General features: G+C 32.2%; 18 protein-coding genes and 1 tRNA gene. 13 read left to right on the top strand and 6 right to left on the bottom strand.

What is annotated here, in order from left to right; all coding sequences use genetic code 11:
• Positions 1–2: 2 nt before the first annotated feature.
• The 10 genes from ABD715_RS11615 (at position 3) to ABD715_RS11575 (ending at position 10,989) form a co-directional block, all read left to right on the top strand.
• On the top strand, positions 3–686 hold the full coding sequence (locus ABD715_RS11615) for an SDR family NAD(P)-dependent oxidoreductase (RefSeq protein WP_344788401.1): 684 nt from the start codon (positions 3–5) through the stop codon (positions 684–686).
• Positions 687–837: 151 nt separating this feature from the next.
• The gene (locus ABD715_RS11610) at positions 838–3,537 is read left to right on the top strand and encodes a T9SS type B sorting domain-containing protein (RefSeq protein WP_344788400.1); all 2,700 of its coding nucleotides are present in this window, start codon (positions 838–840) and stop codon (positions 3,535–3,537) included.
• Positions 3,538–3,545: 8 nt separating this feature from the next.
• Entirely contained in the window at positions 3,546–4,457 is a 912-nt protein-coding gene (locus ABD715_RS11605; protein ID WP_344788399.1) for a PorP/SprF family type IX secretion system membrane protein, read from the top strand.
• Position 4,458: 1 nt separating this feature from the next.
• Positions 4,459–6,483: an OmpA family protein gene (locus ABD715_RS11600; protein ID WP_344788398.1), complete on the top strand. Its 2,025-nt coding sequence runs from the start codon at positions 4,459–4,461 to the stop codon at positions 6,481–6,483.
• Between the two features lie 45 nt (positions 6,484–6,528).
• Complete coding sequence (locus tag ABD715_RS17840; RefSeq protein ID WP_425567969.1) at positions 6,529–6,672, top strand: glycosyltransferase; 144 nt, start codon at positions 6,529–6,531, stop codon at positions 6,670–6,672.
• Positions 6,653–7,012 carry a glycosyltransferase gene (locus tag ABD715_RS11595; RefSeq protein ID WP_344788397.1) on the top strand — a complete coding sequence of 120 codons (360 nt, stop codon included), beginning with the start codon at positions 6,653–6,655 and terminating at the stop codon, positions 7,010–7,012. Before ABD715_RS17840 ends, ABD715_RS11595 begins: the two co-directional genes overlap by 20 nt.
• Positions 7,013–7,050: 38 nt before the next feature.
• A complete protein-coding gene (locus ABD715_RS11590) occupies positions 7,051–7,686 on the top strand; it encodes an HAD family hydrolase (protein WP_344788396.1) in 636 nt (211 codons plus the stop codon).
• A gap of 30 nt (positions 7,687–7,716) precedes the next feature.
• Entirely contained in the window at positions 7,717–8,334 is a 618-nt protein-coding gene (locus tag ABD715_RS11585) for a SprT-like domain-containing protein (RefSeq protein ID WP_344788395.1), read from the top strand.
• 19 nt (positions 8,335–8,353) lie between these two features.
• A complete protein-coding gene (locus ABD715_RS11580) occupies positions 8,354–9,430 on the top strand; it encodes a mannose-1-phosphate guanylyltransferase (protein ID WP_344788394.1) in 1,077 nt (358 codons plus the stop codon).
• Positions 9,431–9,516: 86 nt separating this feature from the next.
• Positions 9,517–10,989, top strand: a complete 1,473-nt coding sequence (locus ABD715_RS11575; RefSeq protein ID WP_344788393.1) for a DUF389 domain-containing protein — start codon at positions 9,517–9,519, stop codon at positions 10,987–10,989.
• Positions 10,990–11,002: 13 nt separating this feature from the next.
• Here ABD715_RS11575 and ABD715_RS11570 read toward each other — a convergent pair whose 3' ends face one another.
• The 5 genes from ABD715_RS11570 to ABD715_RS11550 are packed head-to-tail and all read right to left on the bottom strand — an operon-like array spanning position 11,003 to position 18,246.
• A complete protein-coding gene (locus ABD715_RS11570; protein ID WP_344788392.1) occupies positions 11,003–12,028 on the bottom strand; it encodes a LacI family DNA-binding transcriptional regulator in 1,026 nt (341 codons plus the stop codon).
• A gap of 45 nt (positions 12,029–12,073) precedes the next feature.
• Positions 12,074–13,348, bottom strand: coding sequence for a TRAP transporter large permease (locus tag ABD715_RS11565; protein ID WP_344788391.1), 1,275 nt, complete (start codon positions 13,346–13,348; stop codon positions 12,074–12,076).
• Positions 13,349–13,350: 2 nt separating this feature from the next.
• Complete coding sequence (locus ABD715_RS11560) at positions 13,351–13,809, bottom strand: TRAP transporter small permease (RefSeq protein WP_344788390.1); 459 nt, start codon at positions 13,807–13,809, stop codon at positions 13,351–13,353.
• A 4-nt stretch (positions 13,810–13,813) separates the two neighbouring features.
• Positions 13,814–14,806: a TRAP transporter substrate-binding protein gene (locus ABD715_RS11555; RefSeq protein WP_344788389.1), complete on the bottom strand. Its 993-nt coding sequence runs from the start codon at positions 14,804–14,806 to the stop codon at positions 13,814–13,816.
• A 38-nt stretch (positions 14,807–14,844) separates the two neighbouring features.
• Positions 14,845–18,246 carry a HEAT repeat domain-containing protein gene (locus ABD715_RS11550; protein WP_344788388.1) on the bottom strand — a complete coding sequence of 1,134 codons (3,402 nt, stop codon included), beginning with the start codon at positions 18,244–18,246 and terminating at the stop codon, positions 14,845–14,847.
• A gap of 241 nt (positions 18,247–18,487) precedes the next feature.
• Here ABD715_RS11550 and ABD715_RS11545 point away from each other — a divergent pair, with 241 nt between their 5' ends.
• Complete coding sequence (locus ABD715_RS11545; RefSeq protein WP_344788387.1) at positions 18,488–19,411, top strand: sugar phosphate isomerase/epimerase family protein; 924 nt, start codon at positions 18,488–18,490, stop codon at positions 19,409–19,411.
• Between the two features lie 67 nt (positions 19,412–19,478).
• On the opposite strand, the gene ABD715_RS11540 is transcribed toward ABD715_RS11545, so the two are convergent.
• Positions 19,479–19,551: transfer RNA gene (locus ABD715_RS11540), tRNA-Phe, on the bottom strand.
• 180 nt (positions 19,552–19,731) lie between these two features.
• Between ABD715_RS11540 and ABD715_RS11535 the strand changes: the two genes are divergently transcribed.
• The gene (locus tag ABD715_RS11535) at positions 19,732–20,454 is read left to right on the top strand and encodes a type III pantothenate kinase (protein ID WP_344788386.1); all 723 of its coding nucleotides are present in this window, start codon (positions 19,732–19,734) and stop codon (positions 20,452–20,454) included.
• 4 nt (positions 20,455–20,458) lie between these two features.
• The gene (gene bamG, locus ABD715_RS11530) at positions 20,459–21,763 is read left to right on the top strand and encodes a BamG family beta-barrel-assembly machinery protein (RefSeq protein ID WP_344788385.1); all 1,305 of its coding nucleotides are present in this window, start codon (positions 20,459–20,461) and stop codon (positions 21,761–21,763) included.
• Positions 21,764–21,771: the final 8 nt, after the last annotated feature.

Below are 21,771 nucleotides of genomic sequence, written 5' to 3'. Positions count from 1 at the left end.
AGATGAGTAAAAATATAATTATAACAGGAACAAGTAGAGGTATTGGGTTCGAAATGGTAAAGCTGTTTGCAGCAGCAGGACATCAGGTTTTGGCACTCTCACGTAACGAAAAACCAGTTAAAGCCCTTAATTTACAAAATGTAACAACCTTTTCTTTTGATTTAAATGATGCCAATGCTTATCAAAAAGTTGTTGATTTTATAGATAGTGATTGGGAACATGTAGATGTTTTAATTAATAATGCAGGTGCGCTTTTAAATAAGCCTTTTGCAGATATATCTATGAGCGATTTTGAAGCGATATATAAAACCAATGTTTTTGGAGTAGCAGAATTAACAAGAAAAATAATTCCGTTTACAAAAAAAAGAAGTCATGTCGTTACAGTAAGCTCTATGGGAGGCGTACAAGGTAGCATGAAGTTTCCAGGTTTAGCAGCTTATAGTTCTAGCAAAGGAGCTGTAATTACCTTAACAGAATTACTAGCAGAAGAGTATAAAGAATCTGGGCCCAGTTTTAATGTACTAGCATTAGGAGCTGTGCAAACAGAAATGTTAGAAGAAGCTTTTCCTGGTTATGTAGCGCCTACAACAGCTTTGGAGATGGCACAATATATTTTTGATTTTTCTTTAAATGGTAATGCATATTATAATGGTAAAATGCTTCAGGTTTCAAATTCGACACCATAATTTGTAGCGTGGCATAAATTAAATTGTAGATACAACATTTTTAATAAAGTTAAAGGTGTATATCCTTATATTATTGAAAAAGTAGTAGGTTTTTTTATATAAATAAATAAGTAAAACGTATATTTATTTTAAAATTAAACCAACCTGCCTTTTGAAAAATTTTTACCTGCTACTTTTAGTTTTTATATGCTCTTTTGTTAAAATAAAAGCCCAATGTAATGTTAGCGAAACCATTTCTATTTGTGATATGACAACTATAGATGGAGATCTTGACGGAACTCCTGATGGAATAATTAATCTATACGACCAATATAATGCCATACCAGGAGTAGTACCAATTTCTCCGTCTGATGGTGCTTGGTTCGACCCAAAATATAGGTTTGCTATAGATGACGCCACTGGTAATTTGTTTTTGTGGGATTTAAAAGACGCATCAGAAAGTATAGATACTTATCGTTTTCAATTAATAGACCCCAGCAGTTCTTGTGCCAATAATGTTAGAATTGAATTAGATGTTGTTTTAGGTCCGTTTGAAGGTAATCCGCTTCCTCCCGCAGGTGCCAACGATGCAAATATAACGGTATGTCAAGCTATTTTAAAGGATTTTGATTTGTTTCAGGTTTTCGAATCTCAACCTTCGCCTCATAAAAATGGTGTTTGGCAGTATATTGGTAATTTAGGCGACGATTCTAATTTTAAAGGTTTAACTCCAGACGGAAAGTTTGATGCCGAAATTCCATATGTACCTTTTGGCGATTTAATAGAGTTTGATGTTTTCGAATTTACATACACCGTATCTGGTATTACACCTTGTAGTGGTTCTAAAGTATCAAGGTTTAAGGTAGAGGTTATACGAGATGTCCTATCGGGAGAGGCATCTACATTCGATATTTGCGAAAGCGATGTTTTATCAGGTTTATGGGATGTAGATATTAACTTAAGAGACGATAGGTTTTTAGTAAATGAAGATGAAGAGGGCACATGGTCTACTTCTGGAGATGCTACAGGTCAAATATCAAACCCATTAGATTCAACCATTAATTTAAAAGAAGTTTTTGATTATCTTAAGGCCAACAACCCTAAATATGGCTGTGCGGAGTTTAAGTATAAGTATACAGTTGAAGCTAGATCGACATTAACAGACTGTCCAGATAAGGAATCAGAAATTATATTTAGATTTTACGAAACTATTAAACCTTTTGAGCAAGAAACACCTTTGGATATCTGTTTGGATGGAAACCAACCCAACACAATAAATCTTTATGATGAAATAACTTTTACTACAGAGAATGGAATTGTATATAATTATCCTGAAAATGATACTTGCGTAAGTTGGAGTTTTGTTTCTGGTCCATCAGATTTAAGATCGATAACAAGTCCGCACCTAATGGATATTACAAATGTTACTAGAGCAGATGCTGGAGAATATGTGTTTAGATACAATGTGTCTGCTTCTTGTAATAGTTGCCCAGACGGAGGGACATCTACTTGTTTATCGCGTTCTACACTTGTAACGGTAAATTTAAACGCGACGTTATATGCAGGAGAAGATACTTTAGGCTTAGAGTTTTGCGAAACAGATACAGCTATTACTGGCCCATTAGATTTGTTTACCTTGTTAACTGCCAACGGTATAGATAACCCGATATATAAAGGAACACGTGGTAGTTGGGTTGACGGTACAACAGGAAAAGTGATAACTAACCCAATAACACTACCAGAAATAAACAACCAGCAAACATTCGATTTTTTGTATTCTACAACATCACCAAACGGGTGTTTCGATAGGGCAAGTTTGTCGTTTACAGTTTATGAGGCTTATCAATCTGGAGTAGGATCTAATATTGATGTATGTACAAACAATACTTCTTTTAATTTATTTGATGTGCTAACCGGTAACCCAAATACAACAGGAACTTGGTCTGGGCCAAATGGTTATGCAACAACAGATTATAATGTTATTTTCGATCCTTCTACTTTTGATGAAGGGCAATACACATACACTGTACCCGATAATAGTTTATGTGTTGGCAATCAAGCTTCAATAATAGTTACTTTATTTCAAAGTCCTAATCCTGGTAGCGATATGCTTGCTTCGGTTTGTAAGTCTGATTTACAAATAGATTTAACCAATTATCTCGACTCAAATGCAGATTCAGGAGGTGTTTTTATAGATTCAGACAATACAAATCTATTATCAGGTAATAATCTAGATGTTTCTCAGTTATCCGCAGGAACTTATAATTTTCAGTACGAAATTCAAGGCAATGCCTCTTGTAATTTGGCAACTTCTCAAATTTCAATAACTGTAGAAGAGGTTAATCCGCCATTGGCTTCAAATCAAATATTCTGTGCAAGCGATGGTGCTACAGTATCAAATTTAACAGCAAGTAATGGTGTAAGTTTTAATTGGTATGAAGATGAAAGCACTACAACAGTATTGCCATTTAGCACGGTATTAATTGATGACAAAGATTACTTTGTGTCTGCTGTAGATGCTAACGGTTGCGAATCTTCTCGTGTAGCCATAACGGTTAGTTTACTTACTGTAAATCATCCAGACTGCGACACCTGTTTAAAAGATGGAGTTTCGGTTAATAACGATGGCGAAAACGATGTGTTCGATTTATGTAATTTACCAGTAACCTTTCCTAATTTCGAAATTAATATATATAACCGTTATGGCACATTAGTTTTTAAAGGAAATAAAAATACAAGCTTGTTTAAAGGCGAGTCTAATGTGTCTTTAACTTTGGGTAAAGTCTTGCCATCGGGTGTTTATTTTTATGTTTTCGATCCTAAAGACCGAAAAACAGAACCTATTCAAGGAAACTTTTATTTAAGTAGATAAGTAGCAGAATGAAACAAAAATTACTAATAATATTTATAAGTTGTAGTCTGTTTGCATTCTCGCAACAAGAACCCCAATATACACAGTACATGTATAACATGAGTATGGTAAATCCTGGTTATGTAATTAACGAGCCCGGAATAGTACAAGTTGGTAGCTTGTACAGAACGCAATGGGTAAGCATAGCTGGAGCACCAAAAACAGCCAATGTTTTTGCGCATATACCAGTAAATAACCAAATAGAATTAACGGTTAATTATTTAAATGATAATATTGGAGGTAATGTTAATTTAAGCGAAAATATTTTTAATATTGATGTTGCTTATAAAATAAACATTAAAAATAATTTAAATCTATCTTTTGGTTTAAAAGCAGGGTTCGATCATTTAAATTTTAGTGCTATTGGCAGTAATGTAAGTAGCGATCCTATTTTTGGTAATGCAAATAAAACCGTACTTAATATTGGAGCTGGTGTTTTTCTGTTTGACGATAATTATTATGCAGGTATATCGGTTCCTAATTTAATTCCGAGTAATTTAAATTTTAACAACGATGTTTTTTATAAAGATAAATGTCATGTGTTTTTAATAGGAGGTTATGTTTTTGATTTTAATAACGATTTTAAACTAAAACCATCTACTGTGTTAAAATTTGTTGGAGGCTCACCCTTATCTTTCGATGTTTCTGCAAATATTATGTATCTAAATACATTTGAGTTAGGAGTATCTTACAGGTATCAAGACGCTGTTTCGGGGCTTATGGGAATTCAAATTACACCAAATTTAAAACTAGGTTATGCTTACGATTTTAATACAAGCAAATTAAAGAATTATAATAATGGCAGTCATGAGTTTATACTACTTTATAAATTCGATGTGCTAGGTTTAAGTAAAAAATATTCATCTCCAAGATTCTATTAATATGACAAAGAAAATTACGTTTATAATTATGGCTTTGTTTTTTATACAAGTCTCGTATGGACAAAAAAAATCGAGAGCCGATCGTTTTTTCGAAAAAGGAGATTATATTAATGCTGCTAAGTATTATGAAGCTAGTATAGACAAAGAACGACATAAAAAAGATATCGAAAATATAGCTGTTTGCTATTATAACATCTTCGAGTATAAAAAAGCATCTTTGTTTTTAAAGCAATTGGTTAAAGGGCAATTTGTAGAAAAAGGCAAAACGTATAATAATACGTATAATTTTAAACTGTACCAGGTTTTGTCTGCTTTAGGCGATTATGAAACGGGCTTAGATTATTTTAAACTGTATAAAGACAATTTATATCAAGGATTAGATAAGTCTGAATCTATAGCAATAATTGAAGAGTTTAAACTTAAAAACCCTGATTATAAAATAGAAAAAGCGCAATTTAATTCTAACGCATCAGATTTTGGAGCTGTAAAATTTAATGATAGTGTTTACTTTACTTCAGATAGAGATAATAAACAACTATTATCAAAAACATATAAGTGGACACATCAACCTTTTTTAGATATCTATAAAGTTAAAGTAGATAACAAAATAGATACTATTGGTGCGCCTCTAGCTTTAAGTAAAACCATAAATTCTAAATTACACGAGGGTAATTTTTGCTTTAGTAACGATGGTAACACTATGTACGTATCTAGAAGTAATTTTACAAATGGTAAAAAGGAGTTTAACGATCAAGCGACAAATAATATCCATTTGTATAAATCTATACGAGTTAATGGTAAATGGAGCGAATTAGAGAAATTACCATTTAATAAAAACGGATTTTCTTATCAGCATCCAGCTTTAAGTTTAGACGGGAAAAAGCTTTATTTTTCTTCGGATATAGAAGGAGGTTATGGTAGTTTTGATTTGTATTATGTTACCATAGATATTGATGGTTTTATGGGAGAACCTGTAAATTTAGGCTCAACAATTAATACTGTTAACCGCGAACATTTTCCATTTATATCTAACAAAGGACATTTGTTTTTTGCATCTAACGGGCATTTAGGGTTAGGCATGTTAGATAATTTTGTCTCTGAGTTGGTAAACGGAAATTTTACTAAGCCAATAAATTTAGGCGTGCCAATTAATTCGCAATACGACGATTTTAATTTAAATTATTATAATGAAGAAGAAGGTTTTTTTTCATCCAATAGAAATAACAGAAGCGACGATATTTTTAAATTTAATCAAACAGGAGAAATTTTTATTAGAGAATATATAAATACATTTAAAATAAAAGATTTTGAAACTAAAGCTTATATTCCTGAAGCTAGAGTTGTCTTGTTAAACAAAGGAGAGCATGTTATTTATAATAACACGTTGTCAACATTTAATTTAAATTTATTGGCAAGTAAGTATACTTTACAAGCAGAAAGCGAAGGCTATTATTCTGGTGTATTGCAGGTAAAGGTTTTAGAAAGAGAAAACCAAGAACACGTTTTATACTTAAAAAAGATTCCGCCACCGCCACCAGTAGTTATAGATCCTGTAGAAACTGTAATAGCAGAGAAGAAAATAGATAAAAATTTAAAAGAAAAAGACCCAGAACGATTTGCTTTGTTAACAGACATTGAAGGGCCTCCGGTTATAGAGAAAGATGGTAAATTATATTTTCAATTAGAGCCTATTTATTTCGATTTTAATATGTGGAATATACGTGCCGATTCTAAAAAAATATTAGATGCTTTAGCAGCAAAATTAGAGCGTTATCCTAAGGTGCATTTAAAAATTAGTGCGCATACAGATAGCCGAGGTACAACCCGTTATAACCAAGTACTATCAGAAAGGCGAGCAGAGTCTACAAGAAATTATTTAGCATTAGAGGCTTTTATTAATGCAAGACGTATGCAGTTTCAAGGTTTTGGCGAGTTATCTCCAATAGTACCCTGTCCCATGTTAAATTGTACAGACGAAGAACATCAATTAAATAGAAGGAGTGAATTTGAAATTTTAGAGTATTAAAAAGGTTAATTATTTACAAAATATATAAAATAATTATTATAAATAATGTCAGTAAAATTAAGTCTTGTTATTCCAGTATATAATGCTGAGTTATTTATTTTTGATACGCTTACAAGAATACAAAAGTGGAAGCAAACTATTAATTATAAGGTTGAAGTGATTTTTGTTAATGATGGTAGTATTAGATAATACAAATTCTGTTATAAATAGCTTTATTAAATGCGACCCCGACTTAAAATTGTTATTTTATAAATTAAATCAAGGCAAAGGCTTTGCTGTAAAAGCAGGCATGTTGCAAGCTAAAGGAGATTTTAAAATATTTACAGATGCAGATATTCCTTATGGTTTTTCTAAGATTGATGAAGTTATTTATTATTTAGATTTTAAAGAGTTTGATGTTTGTATTGGAAATCGAAATTCTAAAAAGTCAGACTACTTTGTAAAAATGAGTGTGCCACGAAAATTATCAAGTAAAATATTTACTTTTTTATATAAAGAAGAGTATTTGGTTAAACAATTTAAAATTTAGACTAAGAGATCATTTTTCATTAAAAAGATAAAATTATTATGAGTAAATATAAATGTATAATATTCGATTGCGACGGTGTTTTAATAGACAGCGAAACCATTGCAATTGGCGTTATGGTAGATATGGCAAACGAGTTGGGAGCAAATATTCCAAAAAAAGGAGCAGTTACTAAGTTTAAAGGTAAATCTTTTAATTTATGTATGGATGCTATTTCTAAGGCAATCAATAAGCCATTGCCAGAGACTTTCGAAGCAGACTATAGAGTTAGAACATTTAAAGCTTTTAGAGAAAACATACAGCCTATAGATGGTATAAAAGATGTTTTAGAAAATATAAAGCTTCCTTTTTGTGTAGCCTCTAGCGGACCAGAAAATAAAATAGAATTAAATTTAGAGGTTACAGGGTTGTTGCCTTTTTTCGAAAATAAAATTTTTAGTTGTTATACTATTCAAAAATGGAAACCAGAACCAGATGTTTTTCTATGGGCAGCAAAAACAATGGGCTTTAAGCCAGAAGAATGTTTGGTAATAGAAGATAGCATGTCTGGAGTACGAGCAGCTAAAGCTGGAGGTTTCGATGTTTTTGGTTTTACAGCACACGACTATAATAATGAGTTAAAAATAGAGGCCACCAATACATTTAGTAATATGAATTTACTATTAGGTATGATTTAATCTTAAAATAAAAATCTTATTTTTGTGTAAATGCGTAACCTACTAGACAACTATATTCCTAAATCATCTAGAAACTATGTTCAAAGACTTTTAGAAAACGATAATTTAATTGTAAAGATTAAAAAAGAGCGTAAAACGCGTCATGGCGATTATAGAAAAATGCCGAATGGAAAGCATCAAATTACAATAAATTCAAATTTAAATCCTTACAAGTTTTTAATTACGTTAATTCATGAAATTGCCCATTTAGAGTCTTTTAAGTTGTATGGAGATTTTATAAAACCCCATGGCACAGAGTGGAAGCATACATTTCAACATTTAATGTTACCTCTTTTAAATCCGGAAGTGTTTCCAAAAGACTTGTTGCCATTGTTAGCAAAGCACTTTATAAATCCTAAAGCATCGAGCGATACAGATGTTACACTCGCCTACGCTTTAAAGCAGTTCGACGAACCAAATAATAAGCTCTATGTTTTTCAATTACCTTTAGGCAGTGTTTTTAAGCTTTATAACAATAAAGTATTTACAAAAGGTAAAAAACGCGTTAAGCGTATTGAATGTAAAGAATTAAAAACAGGAAAATTGTATCTTTTCAATCCAAATGTTGAGGTTGAGTTGGTATCGATGGTAAAAGAAAATATAAAATAATTTTTAAGGGAAAATAAATATGAAAAATTCAAATTATTATGCCATTTTAATGGCAGGAGGTGTAGGGTCTAGATTTTGGCCAGTAAGTACAGCAGAGTTTCCTAAGCAGTTTCACGATATGTTGGGTGCTGGCAACACTTTAATTCAAAAAACATTTCAGCGTTTATCACATTTAATTCCAAAAGAGAATATTTATATTTTAACAAACGAGCGTTATAACGATTTGGTGCTAGAGCAGTTACCAGAAGTTACGCAAAAACAGGTGGTTTTAGAGCCTGCAATGCGTAATACAGCACCATGTATTTTGTACGCTTCGTTAAAAATTCAAAAAGAAAACCCCGATGCAATAATGATTGTTGCTCCAAGCGATCATTGGATTGAAGACGAAAAAGCGTTTTCTAAAAATGTGCAAGAAGCTTTCGATTATTGTTCGCAGAATGATGCTTTAATGACGTTGGGCATAAAACCTTCGTTTCCAAATACAGGATATGGATATATTGAGTTTGATAAAACAGCAGAAAAAGTTATAAAACCAGTAAATCAATTTAGAGAAAAACCAGATTACGAAACAGCTAAGGCTTTTATAGATCAAGGTAATTTTTTATGGAATGCAGGTATTTTTATGTGGAGTGCTAAAAGTGTTATTAAGGCATTTCAAAATAATCAGCCAGATTTATATAGCTTGTTCAAAAGTGGAATTGGCGTATATAATACCGAAGACGAAACAGGTTTTATAAAAGATAATTATCCCAAAGCAGAAAACATTTCTGTAGATTATGCTATTATGGAAAAATCTGACAATGTTAAGGTTATTGCTGCAGAGTTTGATTGGAATGATTTAGGAACATGGGGGAGTCTTTACGATAAATTGGATAAGGATGAGAATAACAACGCAGTTTCTAATGCTAGAAATTTAGCTGAAAATGCGACGGGTAATTTAATAAGAACTAAAACAGATAAAATTGTAGTTGTAGATGGCTTAAACGATTATATAATTGTGGATAACGAAGACACATTATTAATCTATCCAAAAGCAAAAGAACAAGATATTAAGCAGGTTTTACAACGTGTTAAGAGTAACTTTGGAGATAAATAAGGTTTTATCTCTCTTTTTTTATTGTAGTTATTATATCGCAATAATATATTATATATCTTAGTGTATTAAAGATAAAAATAGTGTCTATGGAAGAAAATAAGTTTAATTTTTCTGAAGAAGAAAAAGAAGCTTTAAAAAAGGATGAAGCTGTAAATCAAAGTAAAAAGGCAGTAACAAAAGATGCCAAAGGTCTTTTTCAGAGTGTAAAAACTTTTTTTAGCGAACTTTTAGATTTTAGGCACGATACAGATAGAGATGCAACTATAGAGGCTATAAAAGGCGATATACCCTTTAAAGGTGCAACAGCGTGGATTTTAATTTGTTCTATTTTTGTGGCATCCATTGGGTTAAATGCCAATTCTACAGCTGTAGTTATTGGTGCCATGTTAATATCTCCTCTTATGGGGCCAATTTTAGGTGCAGGTTTATCTATTGCTATTAACGATATAGATACATTAAAAAAGTCTTTAATAAACTTAGGCACTATGATTGTGTTGAGTTTAATAACAGCCTTTTTATTTTTTAAATTTTTTCCTTTAAGCGAAGAAACATCAGAGCTTTTTGCTCGTACTAAACCCGATATTCGAGATGTACTTATAGCCTTTTTTGGTGGTTTAGCTTTAATTATAGCTAGAACAAAAAAAGGAACTATTGCATCGGTAATTTTTGGCGTAGCTATTGCTACAGCATTAATGCCACCGTTGTGTACAGCAGGTTATGGCTTAGCAAAAGGCAATATAGATTATTTTTTAGGGGCGATGTATTTGTTTACTATAAATACTATTTTTATTGCTTTAGCAACCTTTTTGGTGTTAAAAATATTGCGTTTTCCTATGCTTAAATATGCTAATTCAGCTAAGAGAAGACGTACAGCTCAATTTGCATCTCTTTTAGCAATTGTAGTTATGATTCCAGCGGTTTTAACATTTTTAAGTGTTTTAAAAGAAAGTAATTTTAAAAATGATGCTAAAACGTTTCTTAAAAAAGAGTTGGTTGCTTTGCCTAATTATAGTTATATAGAAAAAAACGCAACGTTTACCTATAATAAAGATGGAGAGTCTATTATTGAGTTAATACCTTTTGGAACAGATGAAATCTCTCAATCTACCAAAGAGGTTTTAGAGCAACGTTTTTCTAATTATAGTGCTTTGTCAAATACTAAACTTTATATAAATCAAGTTAAAAATAGAAGTATTAATAATTTGGAATATATGGAAGAGTTAAGAACCCGAGACTCTTTAGATTTAATGTCGCAACAACAAAAAATATCTTATTTAGAAGATAGGGTTAGAAAATTATCTCGATTAGAACGTAATCAAATTCCATTTGAAGAACTTATTCAGGAGGTTAAAATTAATTATGAAACTATAGAGCAGTTTGCTTACTCTAGTGTTATTAATTCTGATTTTAAAAAGATAGATACAGTTTCTGTTTTTACTGTTAAATGGGTAGACTCTTTATCTCAGGAAGATTCAAGAAATTCAGATAAAATAAAGTTAGAAAAATGGTTGAAACTAAAACTTAAGTTAGATACCTTAGTGGTTAAGCGCTTAAATTAATATTTGTTTTTCTTTAGTTTAGTTTTCTTGTGCTTTCCCGCTCAATTAAACTTGTTTTAATTACTTTTTTTACAAAGGGCTTATTTTCGCTTTCTCCTGTTAAGCGATCTATAAGAATATTGGCTGCGGTTTGGCCTATATGGTTTCCGTGTTGGCTAACAGTTGTTATTGTAGGTGTAACGTATTTAGGTAATTCTCCATTTGTAAAACTAACTATAGACATTTCTGTAGGTATACTATAATTCATTTGTTTTACAATTTGTAACGATTTAACAGCCGAAGTTTCTTCTAAACATAATAAACCGTCAATAGATTTATCTGCTAAAATAATTTTTAAAGCAATATCAAAATCCTCTTTATGTCCAATTTTTACAATAAGTTTTTCTTCAATATTAATATTATGAACTGTTAGGGCCTTTTTATAACCTTCAACTCTTAATTTACCAACACTTAAGTTGTCTATTACAGAAATTAAAGCAACGCGCTTACACCCCGATTTTATTAAATGATTTGTGGCGTGGTAAGCACCTTCAACGTCATTTACCACGACTTTATCACAAGAAATATCATCTGCAACACGATCAAACATAACAACGGGTATGCCTTCGTTTATGGCGTTTTTTATATGGTTGTAATTTTTTTTCACTTGTGTTTCCTCGGCTAAAGAGATAATAACGCCATCTAGAGTCCCGTTTTTTAAAAGCTCCATGGTGGTTACTTCTTTTTCATGCGATTCGTTAGATATGCAAGATATAAGATGGTACCCTTTCTCTGTGGCCATTTTTTCTATACCAACAAAAGCTTTAGCAAAGAAATTATTCATAATATTAGGAATAATAACGCCTATAGTTTTTGTTTTTTTTGTGTTTAAATTTAATGGAATGCTTTTAGATTGGTAATTGTTGGCTTTAGCGTAATTCTGAATTTTTTCTTTTGTTGCAGAGCTAATCTCGTAACTGTCGTTTAAAGATTTAGATACTGTAGCAATAGAAACACCAAACTCGTTGGCTATTTGTTTAAGAGTGATACGCTTTCCCATTAGTAATTACAATATATATATTAGGGGTTTAATAAAATGGTTGTTTTAATCCATAATCCAACTAGGCAATGTTAACGAAATGCTAGGGAATAAAGTTACTAAAGCAAGTACTACAAAGCTAATAATTAAAAATGGAAAACTGGCTTTGCTAACTTTAGCAATAGAAACTTTACCTATGCTTGATGCTACAAATAAACAAACACCAACCGGTGGTGTTGTTAAACCTATTATAAGATTTAAAACAGCAATTACTGCAAAATGAATGGGGTCTATATCTACAGAAATGGCTAGTTTTAAAAGAATTGGAAATAATATAAGAAGCGCAGCAATGGTTTCCATAAATGTGCCAACAAATATAAGTAGTATATTTATCATAAGTAGCACCATGTATTTGTTGGTAGAAATACCTAAAATTTCAGAAGAAATAAGTTGTGGTACTTGTTCTGTAATTAAAATCCACCCAAATAAATTAGCAAAACCAATTAATAACATTAAAGAAGCCGAGGTTTTCATGGAGTCTAAAACAATAATTTGAACTTTTCTGAAATTTAATTTTTTGTACACAAAAGCACCAATTAATAACGCGTAAATTACTGCAATTATAGAGGCTTCGGTTGGGGTAAAAACACCTCCAATTATTCCGAAAAGGATTATAAATGTCATTAATAACGACCAAAAAGTGTCTTTAAAACTAAGCAAAACCTGTTTTAAACTGCTTTTGGGATGTTTAGGGTATTTTTTTCTTTTAGAAATAAAATAAGCTGTAGCCATTAAACCGCCTCCTAATAATAAACCAGGAATTGCGCCAGCAAGAAACAAACGACCTACAGATAGGCCGCTTAGTGTAGCTGCAATTATCATAGGGATGCTAGGAGGAATAATTGGTCCCATGGTTGACGATGATGCGGTAACAGCACACGAAAAATCGGCATCGTAGCCTTCTTTTTTCATAGCAGGAATCATAATGGAACCCATGCTAGCGGTATCGGAAATTGCGGTGCCAGAAATACCAGCAAATAACATAGATGCACCAATGTTTACTAGTGATAATCCACCAGTAATATGTCCCATTAAATGATTGCAGAAATTTATAATTTTCTCAGTAAGTCCGCCATAATTCATAAGGTTACCTGCCATAATAAACCCAGGTATACTTAATAACACAAATACATCTATACCAGAATAGAGTTTCATGGGTATTACAATTAAAGGAATATTATTTAAAACAATATAAGCTAGGCAAGATAAGCCCAAAGAAAAGGCAATAGGAAACCTTAAAATTAAGCAAACTATAAAAACAATAAATAGCACCAATATCATAATTACTCTTTTTTAAGTTGTTTTAAAAGTTTTAAACCCGTAAAATAACACATGGTAATGCCAAGAATAAGCATACTAGAAAAAGCAACGCCCATTTTTATGCCCATACTCGGGGAGTTTTCTGTAAAGCCCATAACAATAAATTTTATAGATGATAGCGTTAACACAAGAAAAAGAATAAAAATAACTATAGATATTAAAAGGTTTAGCTTTTGCTGCCATGTGTTTTTAAGCATGTTGTAAAAAACATCTAATTGGATGTAGTAGTTAGATTTTAGAGCTAGAGGCGAGGCAAAGGCTACAGCAAAAATAAAACATAATCTAGAAAGTTCTTCGGTCCATGATGGTGCTTGGGCTAAAAAGAAACGAGCAAAAATTTGTAATAAAACAGAGCCAATTAATAAGAAAACGCTCCAGATAGTGCCTAGTTTTAAAATTTTTTCAATATTTTTTTTTAGCATAAAATTATGGATTCTTTAGTTTTTTATATACTTTTTTCATGTCATTTGATAAACTACTATAAATAGCATCTTCGCATTTTTTAATATAAGCATCTTTATTTACTTCAATAAAAGTCATGCCTTTAGCAGCTAGTTCGTCTTTAATATGTTTTTCGTTTTCTGTAAAAAGATGACGTTCGTAGGCTTGCATGTCTTTTGCAGCTTTTAAAAATATAGTTTTTAAATCTTCAGGAAGTTTTTGAAATTGTTTTTCGCCAATAACGGGGTAGCCCCAACTAATTACATGTTCTGTTAGGTTTATATAGTCTTGTACTTCGTAAAAACCTGCATTTTTAATTAAATCGAAAGGATTTTCTTGAGCTTCAATGGTGCCTTGTTGTAAAGAGGTAAAAACTTCAGAAAATGCCATTGGTGTAGGTTTTGCACCTAATGCGCTCCAGGCAGTAACAAACGAAGGAACGTTGGGTACACGTACAATTAACCCTTGCAGATCGTCAGGGTGTTTTATTGGTCTGTTAGAGGTTAAGTGTCTAGGCCCTCTTTGAAAATAGCCTACAGGACGTAAACCTGTAACATTAATCATTTGGTGTTCCATTTCTTTTCCAATAGGTCCGTGAATAAAATTTCTAGCCTCAATAGTATCTTTAAAAAAGAAGGGTAATTCGCAAAATGCAGCCAACTCAAACCAATTGTTTAGCATGGATCCTGTTACGGTCATGTCTATAACTTCAGCTTGAATAAGTCTAATGGCTTCAATTTCTTTGGCTAGTTGTTCAGATGGGTAAACTTGAAGTTTCATACGCCCATTAGAGCGTTCTTCTAGTGTTTGTCCAAAATACTCGAAGGCCTGAAACCAAGTGTGATTTTCGTTTACAATTAAGCTCGCTCTAAATAAAAATTCTGGTTTTTCTTTTTGCTTACACCCAAAAAACAGGCTACCACATAAAAAACAAGCCAATAGCATGGTAAATGTAGTGAAACTCTTTTTTTGGATCATTTATAACAGTGTTTAATTAAATAGCCATGAAATTACAATTATTTCTTTAAAGTGGAAAGGTATTGAATGACATCTCTTAATTCTCTCTTTTTAATAAGTTTACCCATTGGTGGCATAGACGAAGGCATGTTTTCTCTCTTTTTTATTCTAGATATTGGGATGTCTAATGGTTCTGCTTCAGATGTTGTTATAATTAATTCATGTGCTTTCTCTTCGGCTAAAACGCCTGTTACCACTTGTCCGTCGTCTAAAGTTAACACAACGTTTCCAAATCCAGGAGCAAGTCGTTTACTTGGCTCTATAAGGGCTTCAAGTAGTTGTTCTCTAGTTAGAGTATTGCCTATGTTGTCTAAATTAGGTCCAACTTTTCCGCCTCCTCCAGCAACAACATGACAACGAACGCATTGAGCAGTAGAGTTTTTATGAAATATTTGGCGTCCTTTTCTAGCATTTCCTCCGTATAATACATCTTTATACGATTCTGTAAAATCACTGCTTTCTCTTATGCTACTTAGTTTAGTAATAAGTGTTTTAGATTTTGTTTTTTCTACAGCTTCAATTAAATCTAGCGTAATGCTTTTAGATATTTTTTTGTTTTTAGCTTTATTAATTAAACTTTTAAAAATATGTTCGGTATTTTCTACTGGTAATTCGCCTAAAGTATTTAACATGGTTTGTTGGTCGTTAATAGTTCCGTATTTAAAAATTGGCTCTATAACTTCTGGAAGTCTTTCTTTAGATATATTTAATTTTTTAATTAATGCAATAGCTGTAGATCTAACATTTTGCCCCTTGTTTTTCATCCCTAATTGTACCGCACTTTCAATGGATTTAAAGTTGAGGTTGCCAAGCGCTTTTAATGCAGCAGATTTAGCTATAGTAGATGGGTTTGTTTTTAAAATATGAAACAATTTATCGTTATAAGAATCTATTTGAAGTGTTATAAGAACTTCTGCAATTCCTGCTAATACATTAGGATCTTTATCGTTTAAGAAATGCGGTATTTCTTTTTCAATTTTACTTTTAACAGTATTTGCATCTCTCTTTATTTCTCCTCTATATCGACCATCTACACGGTCTAAAACCGATGGTGATGTCCAAGAGCTTATAGTGGCTAATGCTTCACTTCTTAAAATTCCAGAAACATCTGTTCTTTTAGCAAAGGCAAGTAAATTATTTAAATCTTTTTCGCTACCAACCCTTAAAGCAGCATTTATAGCTCGCCTTAAAAGAGGTTCAGATGTTTTAAATCTTTTGTTAGTTAAAATTTGAGCTAAAGCAGGAAGCGCTCCTTTAATAGACCAATCGTCGTTAATTGCTCTTGCTGTTTCTGTTACAATATAATTATCTTCATCATTTAAAAACTTAGCGATGTCTTTAGACTGAAACTTTCTTAAAATTAAAACAGCAGCTAACCTTAAGCTTTTATTAGGGCTTTTTACTAATGCTGTTATAGGGAGTATTTCTCCAATACGATATAAGGCTAATACACCAGCGTGTCTTATATATACATCTTCGTCGTTATTTTCTTCAAGCATTTTTAATAAAGGCTTAACAGCTTCTTTATGTTTTAATCTGCCTAGCGCTTGAGCTGCAAAAAAGCGAACACGTGCATTATCGTGTTTTAATAAAGGGATTAATTTAGAACTCGCGTTCTTATGTTTAACGTCTCCTAATATTTTTGCTGCTTGTGCTATAATTTCGGGGTTAGAGTCGGTTAGTAAGTCTAATAAAGGCGAGGCTTTTTCTTGTTTAGAATCGGATATTTGACCTATACCCCAAATGGCATGAATTCTAGCAAATTGGTTGGTGTTATTAATAATAACCTCTTTAAATACATTGTATCCAGAAGTACCTCTTTTTACTAATTCGAACTGTGCTTTTTTTCTAATACGCATGTCTATATAACTAAGTAGTCTCGTGAGCTCGCTTATAGATTGCTTTTTGTAATCTAAAGTTATTAATTTTTGAGTTTCTAAACGCGCGTTTTTTAAGTCGTTTTTATTGGCTTCAACATCTAGTTTCCATACACGTCCTAGGTTTTTTGTTTTCCAACCATTTATCCAATCTGTCATGTATAATGCACCGTCGGGGCCAAAGCGTAAACCGGTAGCTAAAATGCCATTTAAAATAGATTCGTCTTTATCTAATACAAACGAAGCTCCTTTAGGTTTTAATGTGAAATTCCAGACATGAGACCTGTTTGGAGCTCCAGAAAACTGAACCAGAAAAAAACTATTTAGCCAATCTATCCCTAAACCAGTTCCGGGGTTAAATGCCATGCCAGTTGGCCCACCATGAAAATTGGCAATTGGCGGAATAATGTAAGCAGCTTGTCCATCCCAACGTGGTTTAAAAAGTTCTTCATCCATCCAGACTTTGTACTCGTTGTTTTTTGGGTCTGTGTATTTTCCATACTGCCAATTGGCTCTCCATCCTGCATCGTGTCCTTCTACAATATAAATTAAACGTTCTGTTTCTCCTTTGTGATCTCCATCATTATCTGATGTAATAATATTACCATAGGCATCAAAAACAAATTCGTGTGTATTTCTTAATCCGCGAGCAACAATTTCAAAGTTGCTACCGTCTGGGTTACACCTTACAATAACGCCTTGATTTGGGTATTTATAAGTATTGCCTTGGTTGTCTGTTAGGTTAGCACCAATATCACCAATACCCCAATATATTTTCCCGTCTGGGCCTTCGATAGCTCCAGACATACCATGCCCGCCAAAGCCAACGTGAATACCAAAACCATTGGCTAGAGATGTTTTTTCGTCAAAAACACCATCGTCATTGGAGTCTTTAATTTTCCACATATTTGGTGCAATACCAACATATAAATTATCGCCTTTAACTAAAAGAGCACCGGCAACATCATCAACTTCATTGTTAAAATCGTTTAAAATTCGTGTCGATTTATCTGCTATTCCATTACCGTCTGTATCTTCTAGCATCCAAACTTCATCTTTTTCAATCGTTAAATCTTTCCAATCGTGAATAGAGTCGTTATTTAAATCTTTTAACCAAGTATTTTTTGTACTTAAATTGGTTGCAAAGTTTTCGTAAAGAAACTTGCGTCGGTCTTCTACAGTTTGCCAAGAAATAGATGGAGTCATCCAATTTCTATGACCTCTAATATCGAATTCTGAATTTTTTTGACGATTGGTTCTTGTCATAAAAACACGTCCATTTTCATCAATATCCATCGAAACAGGATCTGGAGCCAAAGAATCTGAAGCCCATAAACTTAAAACTAATCCGTCTCCAACTTTAGCAGTAGTAGTTTTTTTGGCCTCTATGGCGCGTATTTCTCCAACTAAAGAATCTTCGATAATGGTTAGGGGTATTTCTGTTGGTTTTTTAGGTTTGTTATTGCAAGAGGTAAGGGCTATGCAAAATAAAAAGGCATAACCCACTATTGGTTTAAGTTTCATAAAATAGTTGTCGTTGGTGTTTAACTTTCTAAAAATAGGAAATTCTAGTTTGATAGGGCTTCTGTTTTATGGGTTTGATTATAAATTAAACGTATTTAGCTGTTTAAAGAATATATGTTGTATTAATTAATGTGTTGTATAGATATTTTAGAGTTGTATTATTTAGGTATTTTTTTCAAATTAACTACATTTGAGTAAATACTTAATAGTTAGGTCTTTAATTTATAAAAATAAAATACGAATGGATAGAAAAATGTTTTTAAAAAAGAGTGGTGTATTATCTGTAGGTGCTTTAGCCTTAATGTCTCCAGCATGTAATTTGTTAACTCCAAAATTTCATTTTGATATTTCGTTGGCGCAATGGTCTGTTCGAGAGGCTTTAAAAAGTGGCACTATTGCTAATTTAGATTTTCCTAAATACGCAAAAGATAAGTATGGTATTTTAGGTGTTGAGTATGTAAGTTTCTTTTTTGATAAACCAGCAACCGATAAAAGCTATCAAAAGGAATTAAAACAAAGAGCAGAAGACGAAGGGGTTAAAAACCTTTTAATTATGGTTGGTAAAGAAGGCTTGTTGGGGCATCAAAGCGAGACAAAACGTTTGGAAGCTGTAGAAAATCATAAAAAATGGATAGAAGCAGCAAAAGCAATAGGTTGCCATTCTATTCGTGTTGATGCAAGGGGAAATGGAAGTAAAGAAGAATTGCATAAAAACACGGTTAAAAGTTTTATAAGCTTATCTAATTTTGCCAAAGATTTTGGGTTAAATGTTATTTTAGAAAACCATGGCGGATACTCTAGTGATGGTGCTTGGGTGGTAGATGTTATGAATTCGGTTAACTTACCAAATTGTGGCACATTACCCGATTTTGGGAATTTTTGTATTAAACGTGGTAAAGAACGTGCTTGTTTAAATGAATATGATAAATATAAAGGTATAGACGAAATGATGCCTTTTGCTAAAGCAGTAAGTGCTAAGTCTTACCATTTTGATGAAAAAGGCGAGGAAACTAAAATTGATTACAAGCGTGTTTTAGAAATTGTTAAAAAACATAATTATTCTGGTTATATAGGTATAGAGTACGAAGGAGAAATTATGAGTCCAGATACAGGTATAATGGCAACTAAGAGGTTGCTAGAAAAGCTTCGTGCAGAATTAAGTTAATCTGTTATTGTTGTAAAATAAAAAACCCTTGAAAATCAAAAGATAATCAAGGGTTCACTTTTCGAAGTGGTGCCTCCAGGAATCGAACCAGGGACACAAGGATTTTCAGTCCTTTGCTCTACCAACTGAGCTAAGGCACCTCGCTTAGCGGATGCAAATATATACTCAATATTGTTATCTGCCAAAATAAAAAGGTAAAAAATTAAAAAAATTATTCATTTTTTTTAGTCGACACCTATAATTGCTTCAATATTAATTACATGAGGAAATAAAATTATTTTAATAAAGTGTTTTGTAAATTTGACACTTGATACAAAAAAATGAATTTAATAATAGATGTAGGTAATACATTAGTAAAGTTTGCTGTTTTTAGTGATAACACACTAATAGATAAGAAAGCAGTTAAGATGGAACACTTTTTAGTTACGGTTAATGGTATAAAAAAGCAGTATCCTTTAATAAAAAAAGCCATTGTTTCGTCGGTAGGAAGTTTAAAAGATGAAGATTTAAAATATATTGACACACATTTTAAATTAATACAATTAAGCTCAGAAACCAAATTACCCTTTAAAAATTTATACGATACGCCAAAAACTTTAGGTGTAGATAGAATAGCGTTAGTTTGCGCTTCTGTGCAGCAATTTCCAAGTAAAAATGTATTAATTATAGATGCGGGAACATGTATTACTTACGATTTTGTTACCGCTAAAAACGAGTATTTAGGTGGAGCCATTTCTCCAGGAATAGTCGTGCGATATAAGTCTTTAAATAATTTAACAGCAAATTTACCGTTGTTAGAAATAGAAGAACCAAAAAATATTATAGGCACATCAACAAACAGCTCGATTCATTCAGGAGTTATTAATGGTGTTTTAAAAGAAATTGACGGGGTAATTGAGGAATATGCTCTTAAATACCCAGATTTAACAGTTATTTTAACAGGAGGCAATAGTAATTTCTTGTCTAAACAATTAAAAAGTAGCATATTTGCGAACTCTAATTTTTTATTAGAAGGATTGAATCATATTTTACAATTTAATTAAACAAATGATAAAAAAACTTGTATTAGTTTTTGTTACAATTTTTACTTTTCAAACTTATGCTCAAGAGAATACGGCATCGCCTTATTCTTTTTATGGAATTGGAAGTCTAAAATTTAAAGGGACGGTAGAGAATAGAAGTATGGGAGGTCTAAGTATTTACACCGACAGTATACATGTTAATTTACGAAATCCAGCATCTTACGCAGGAGATAATTTAGAGCTTTGGAACAACGAAAGTAGACCAGTTAAATTTACAGTTGGTGGTAGCCACTCTAGTATAAACTTAGAAAGCGATGTAAGTGAAGGTAGCACATCTTCTACAACATTCGATTATTTGGCAATGAACGTACCTATGGGTAAGTTTGGCTTTGGCTTTGGTTTAGTGCCATACACAGCAGTAGGTTATAAACTAGAAGATGTCAACGATGATGGTGACATTTCTAACAGATTTACTGGAGAAGGTGGCGTAAATAAAGCCTTTTTAGGTTTTGCTTACCGCATTAAAAAAGGATTTAGCGTTGGTGTTGATGCACAGTATAACTTTGGTAATATAGAGAATAGCTCTATAATTTACAGATACGATAGCGATGGGTTGCCATTGCTTAATCAATCTAAAGAAAGTAATAGGTCAGATTTAAGTGGCTTAAACTTTAACTTTGGTGTGTCGTATAAATCGATGATTACAGAAAAATTAGAACTTGTTACAGGGCTTACCTATATGCCAAAGCATACTTTGGTTTCTAAAAATACAAGAGATTTGTCTACGGTAGTTGTTTCAGATACAGGAACAGATTCAGAAATTAGTTCTGTAAGTGTAGACCTAGAATCAGTAGGTTTGCATCAAACAGATTTAACAATACCGTCAAAATTTTCGTTTGGAGCAGGAATAGGAGCTCCTAGAAAGTGGTTTGTAGGTACCGAATTTACGTCTCAAAAAACTGGCGATTTTTCAAATCCATTATATTCTAGTTCATCTACAACATACGAAGATGCGTCTACTATATCTATAGGAGGTTTTTATATTCCACAATACAATTCGTATACAAGTTACTTAAAACGAATGGTTTATAGAGCTGGTTTACACCAAGAAAAAACAGGTTTAAATATAAACGGACAGTCTATTGAAGAGTTTGGCATGTCTTTTGGAGTAGGATTACCATTAACAGGAGGAATCTCTAATGCAAACCTAGGTCTAGAAATTGGCAAAAGAGGTACTAAAAACAGCAATTTAATACAAGAGAATTTTATTAATTTGCATATAAGTTTATCTTTGAACGATAGATGGTTCGAGAAACGAAAATACAATTAACAGCATAA

The sequence above is a fragment of the Postechiella marina genome (genome assembly GCF_039538365.1).
Taxonomy (GTDB): Bacteria; Bacteroidota; Bacteroidia; order Flavobacteriales; family Flavobacteriaceae; genus Postechiella; species Postechiella marina.
The sequence above is the reverse complement of the archived record's forward strand: the minus strand, read 5'-3'. Positions and strand labels throughout refer to the sequence as shown.

Bases quoted from the DNA above. Each gene is read 5' to 3' on its own strand.
- ABD715_RS11615 (WP_344788401.1), top strand. From the start codon at position 3: ATGAGTAAAAATATAATTATAACAGGAACAAGTAGAGGTATTGGGTTC.
- ABD715_RS11605 (WP_344788399.1), top strand. From the start codon at position 3,546: ATGAAACAAAAATTACTAATAATATTTATAAGTTGTAGTCTGTTTGCA.
- ABD715_RS11600 (WP_344788398.1), top strand. From the start codon at position 4,459: ATGACAAAGAAAATTACGTTTATAATTATGGCTTTGTTTTTTATACAA.
- ABD715_RS17840 (WP_425567969.1), top strand. From the start codon at position 6,529: ATGTCAGTAAAATTAAGTCTTGTTATTCCAGTATATAATGCTGAGTTA.
- ABD715_RS11595 (WP_344788397.1), top strand. From the start codon at position 6,653: ATGATGGTAGTATTAGATAATACAAATTCTGTTATAAATAGCTTTATT.
- ABD715_RS11590 (WP_344788396.1), top strand. From the start codon at position 7,051: ATGAGTAAATATAAATGTATAATATTCGATTGCGACGGTGTTTTAATA.
- ABD715_RS11585 (WP_344788395.1), top strand. From the start codon at position 7,717: ATGCGTAACCTACTAGACAACTATATTCCTAAATCATCTAGAAACTAT.
- ABD715_RS11580 (WP_344788394.1), top strand. From the start codon at position 8,354: ATGAAAAATTCAAATTATTATGCCATTTTAATGGCAGGAGGTGTAGGG.
- ABD715_RS11575 (WP_344788393.1), top strand. From the start codon at position 9,517: ATGGAAGAAAATAAGTTTAATTTTTCTGAAGAAGAAAAAGAAGCTTTA.
- ABD715_RS11570 (WP_344788392.1), bottom strand. From the start codon at position 12,028: ATGGGAAAGCGTATCACTCTTAAACAAATAGCCAACGAGTTTGGTGTT.
- ABD715_RS11565 (WP_344788391.1), bottom strand. From the start codon at position 13,348: ATGATATTGGTGCTATTTATTGTTTTTATAGTTTGCTTAATTTTAAGG.
- ABD715_RS11560 (WP_344788390.1), bottom strand. From the start codon at position 13,809: ATGCTAAAAAAAAATATTGAAAAAATTTTAAAACTAGGCACTATCTGG.
- ABD715_RS11555 (WP_344788389.1), bottom strand. From the start codon at position 14,806: ATGATCCAAAAAAAGAGTTTCACTACATTTACCATGCTATTGGCTTGT.
- ABD715_RS11550 (WP_344788388.1), bottom strand. From the start codon at position 18,246: ATGAAACTTAAACCAATAGTGGGTTATGCCTTTTTATTTTGCATAGCC.
- ABD715_RS11545 (WP_344788387.1), top strand. From the start codon at position 18,488: ATGGATAGAAAAATGTTTTTAAAAAAGAGTGGTGTATTATCTGTAGGT.
- ABD715_RS11535 (WP_344788386.1), top strand. From the start codon at position 19,732: ATGAATTTAATAATAGATGTAGGTAATACATTAGTAAAGTTTGCTGTT.
- bamG (WP_344788385.1), top strand. From the start codon at position 20,459: ATGATAAAAAAACTTGTATTAGTTTTTGTTACAATTTTTACTTTTCAA.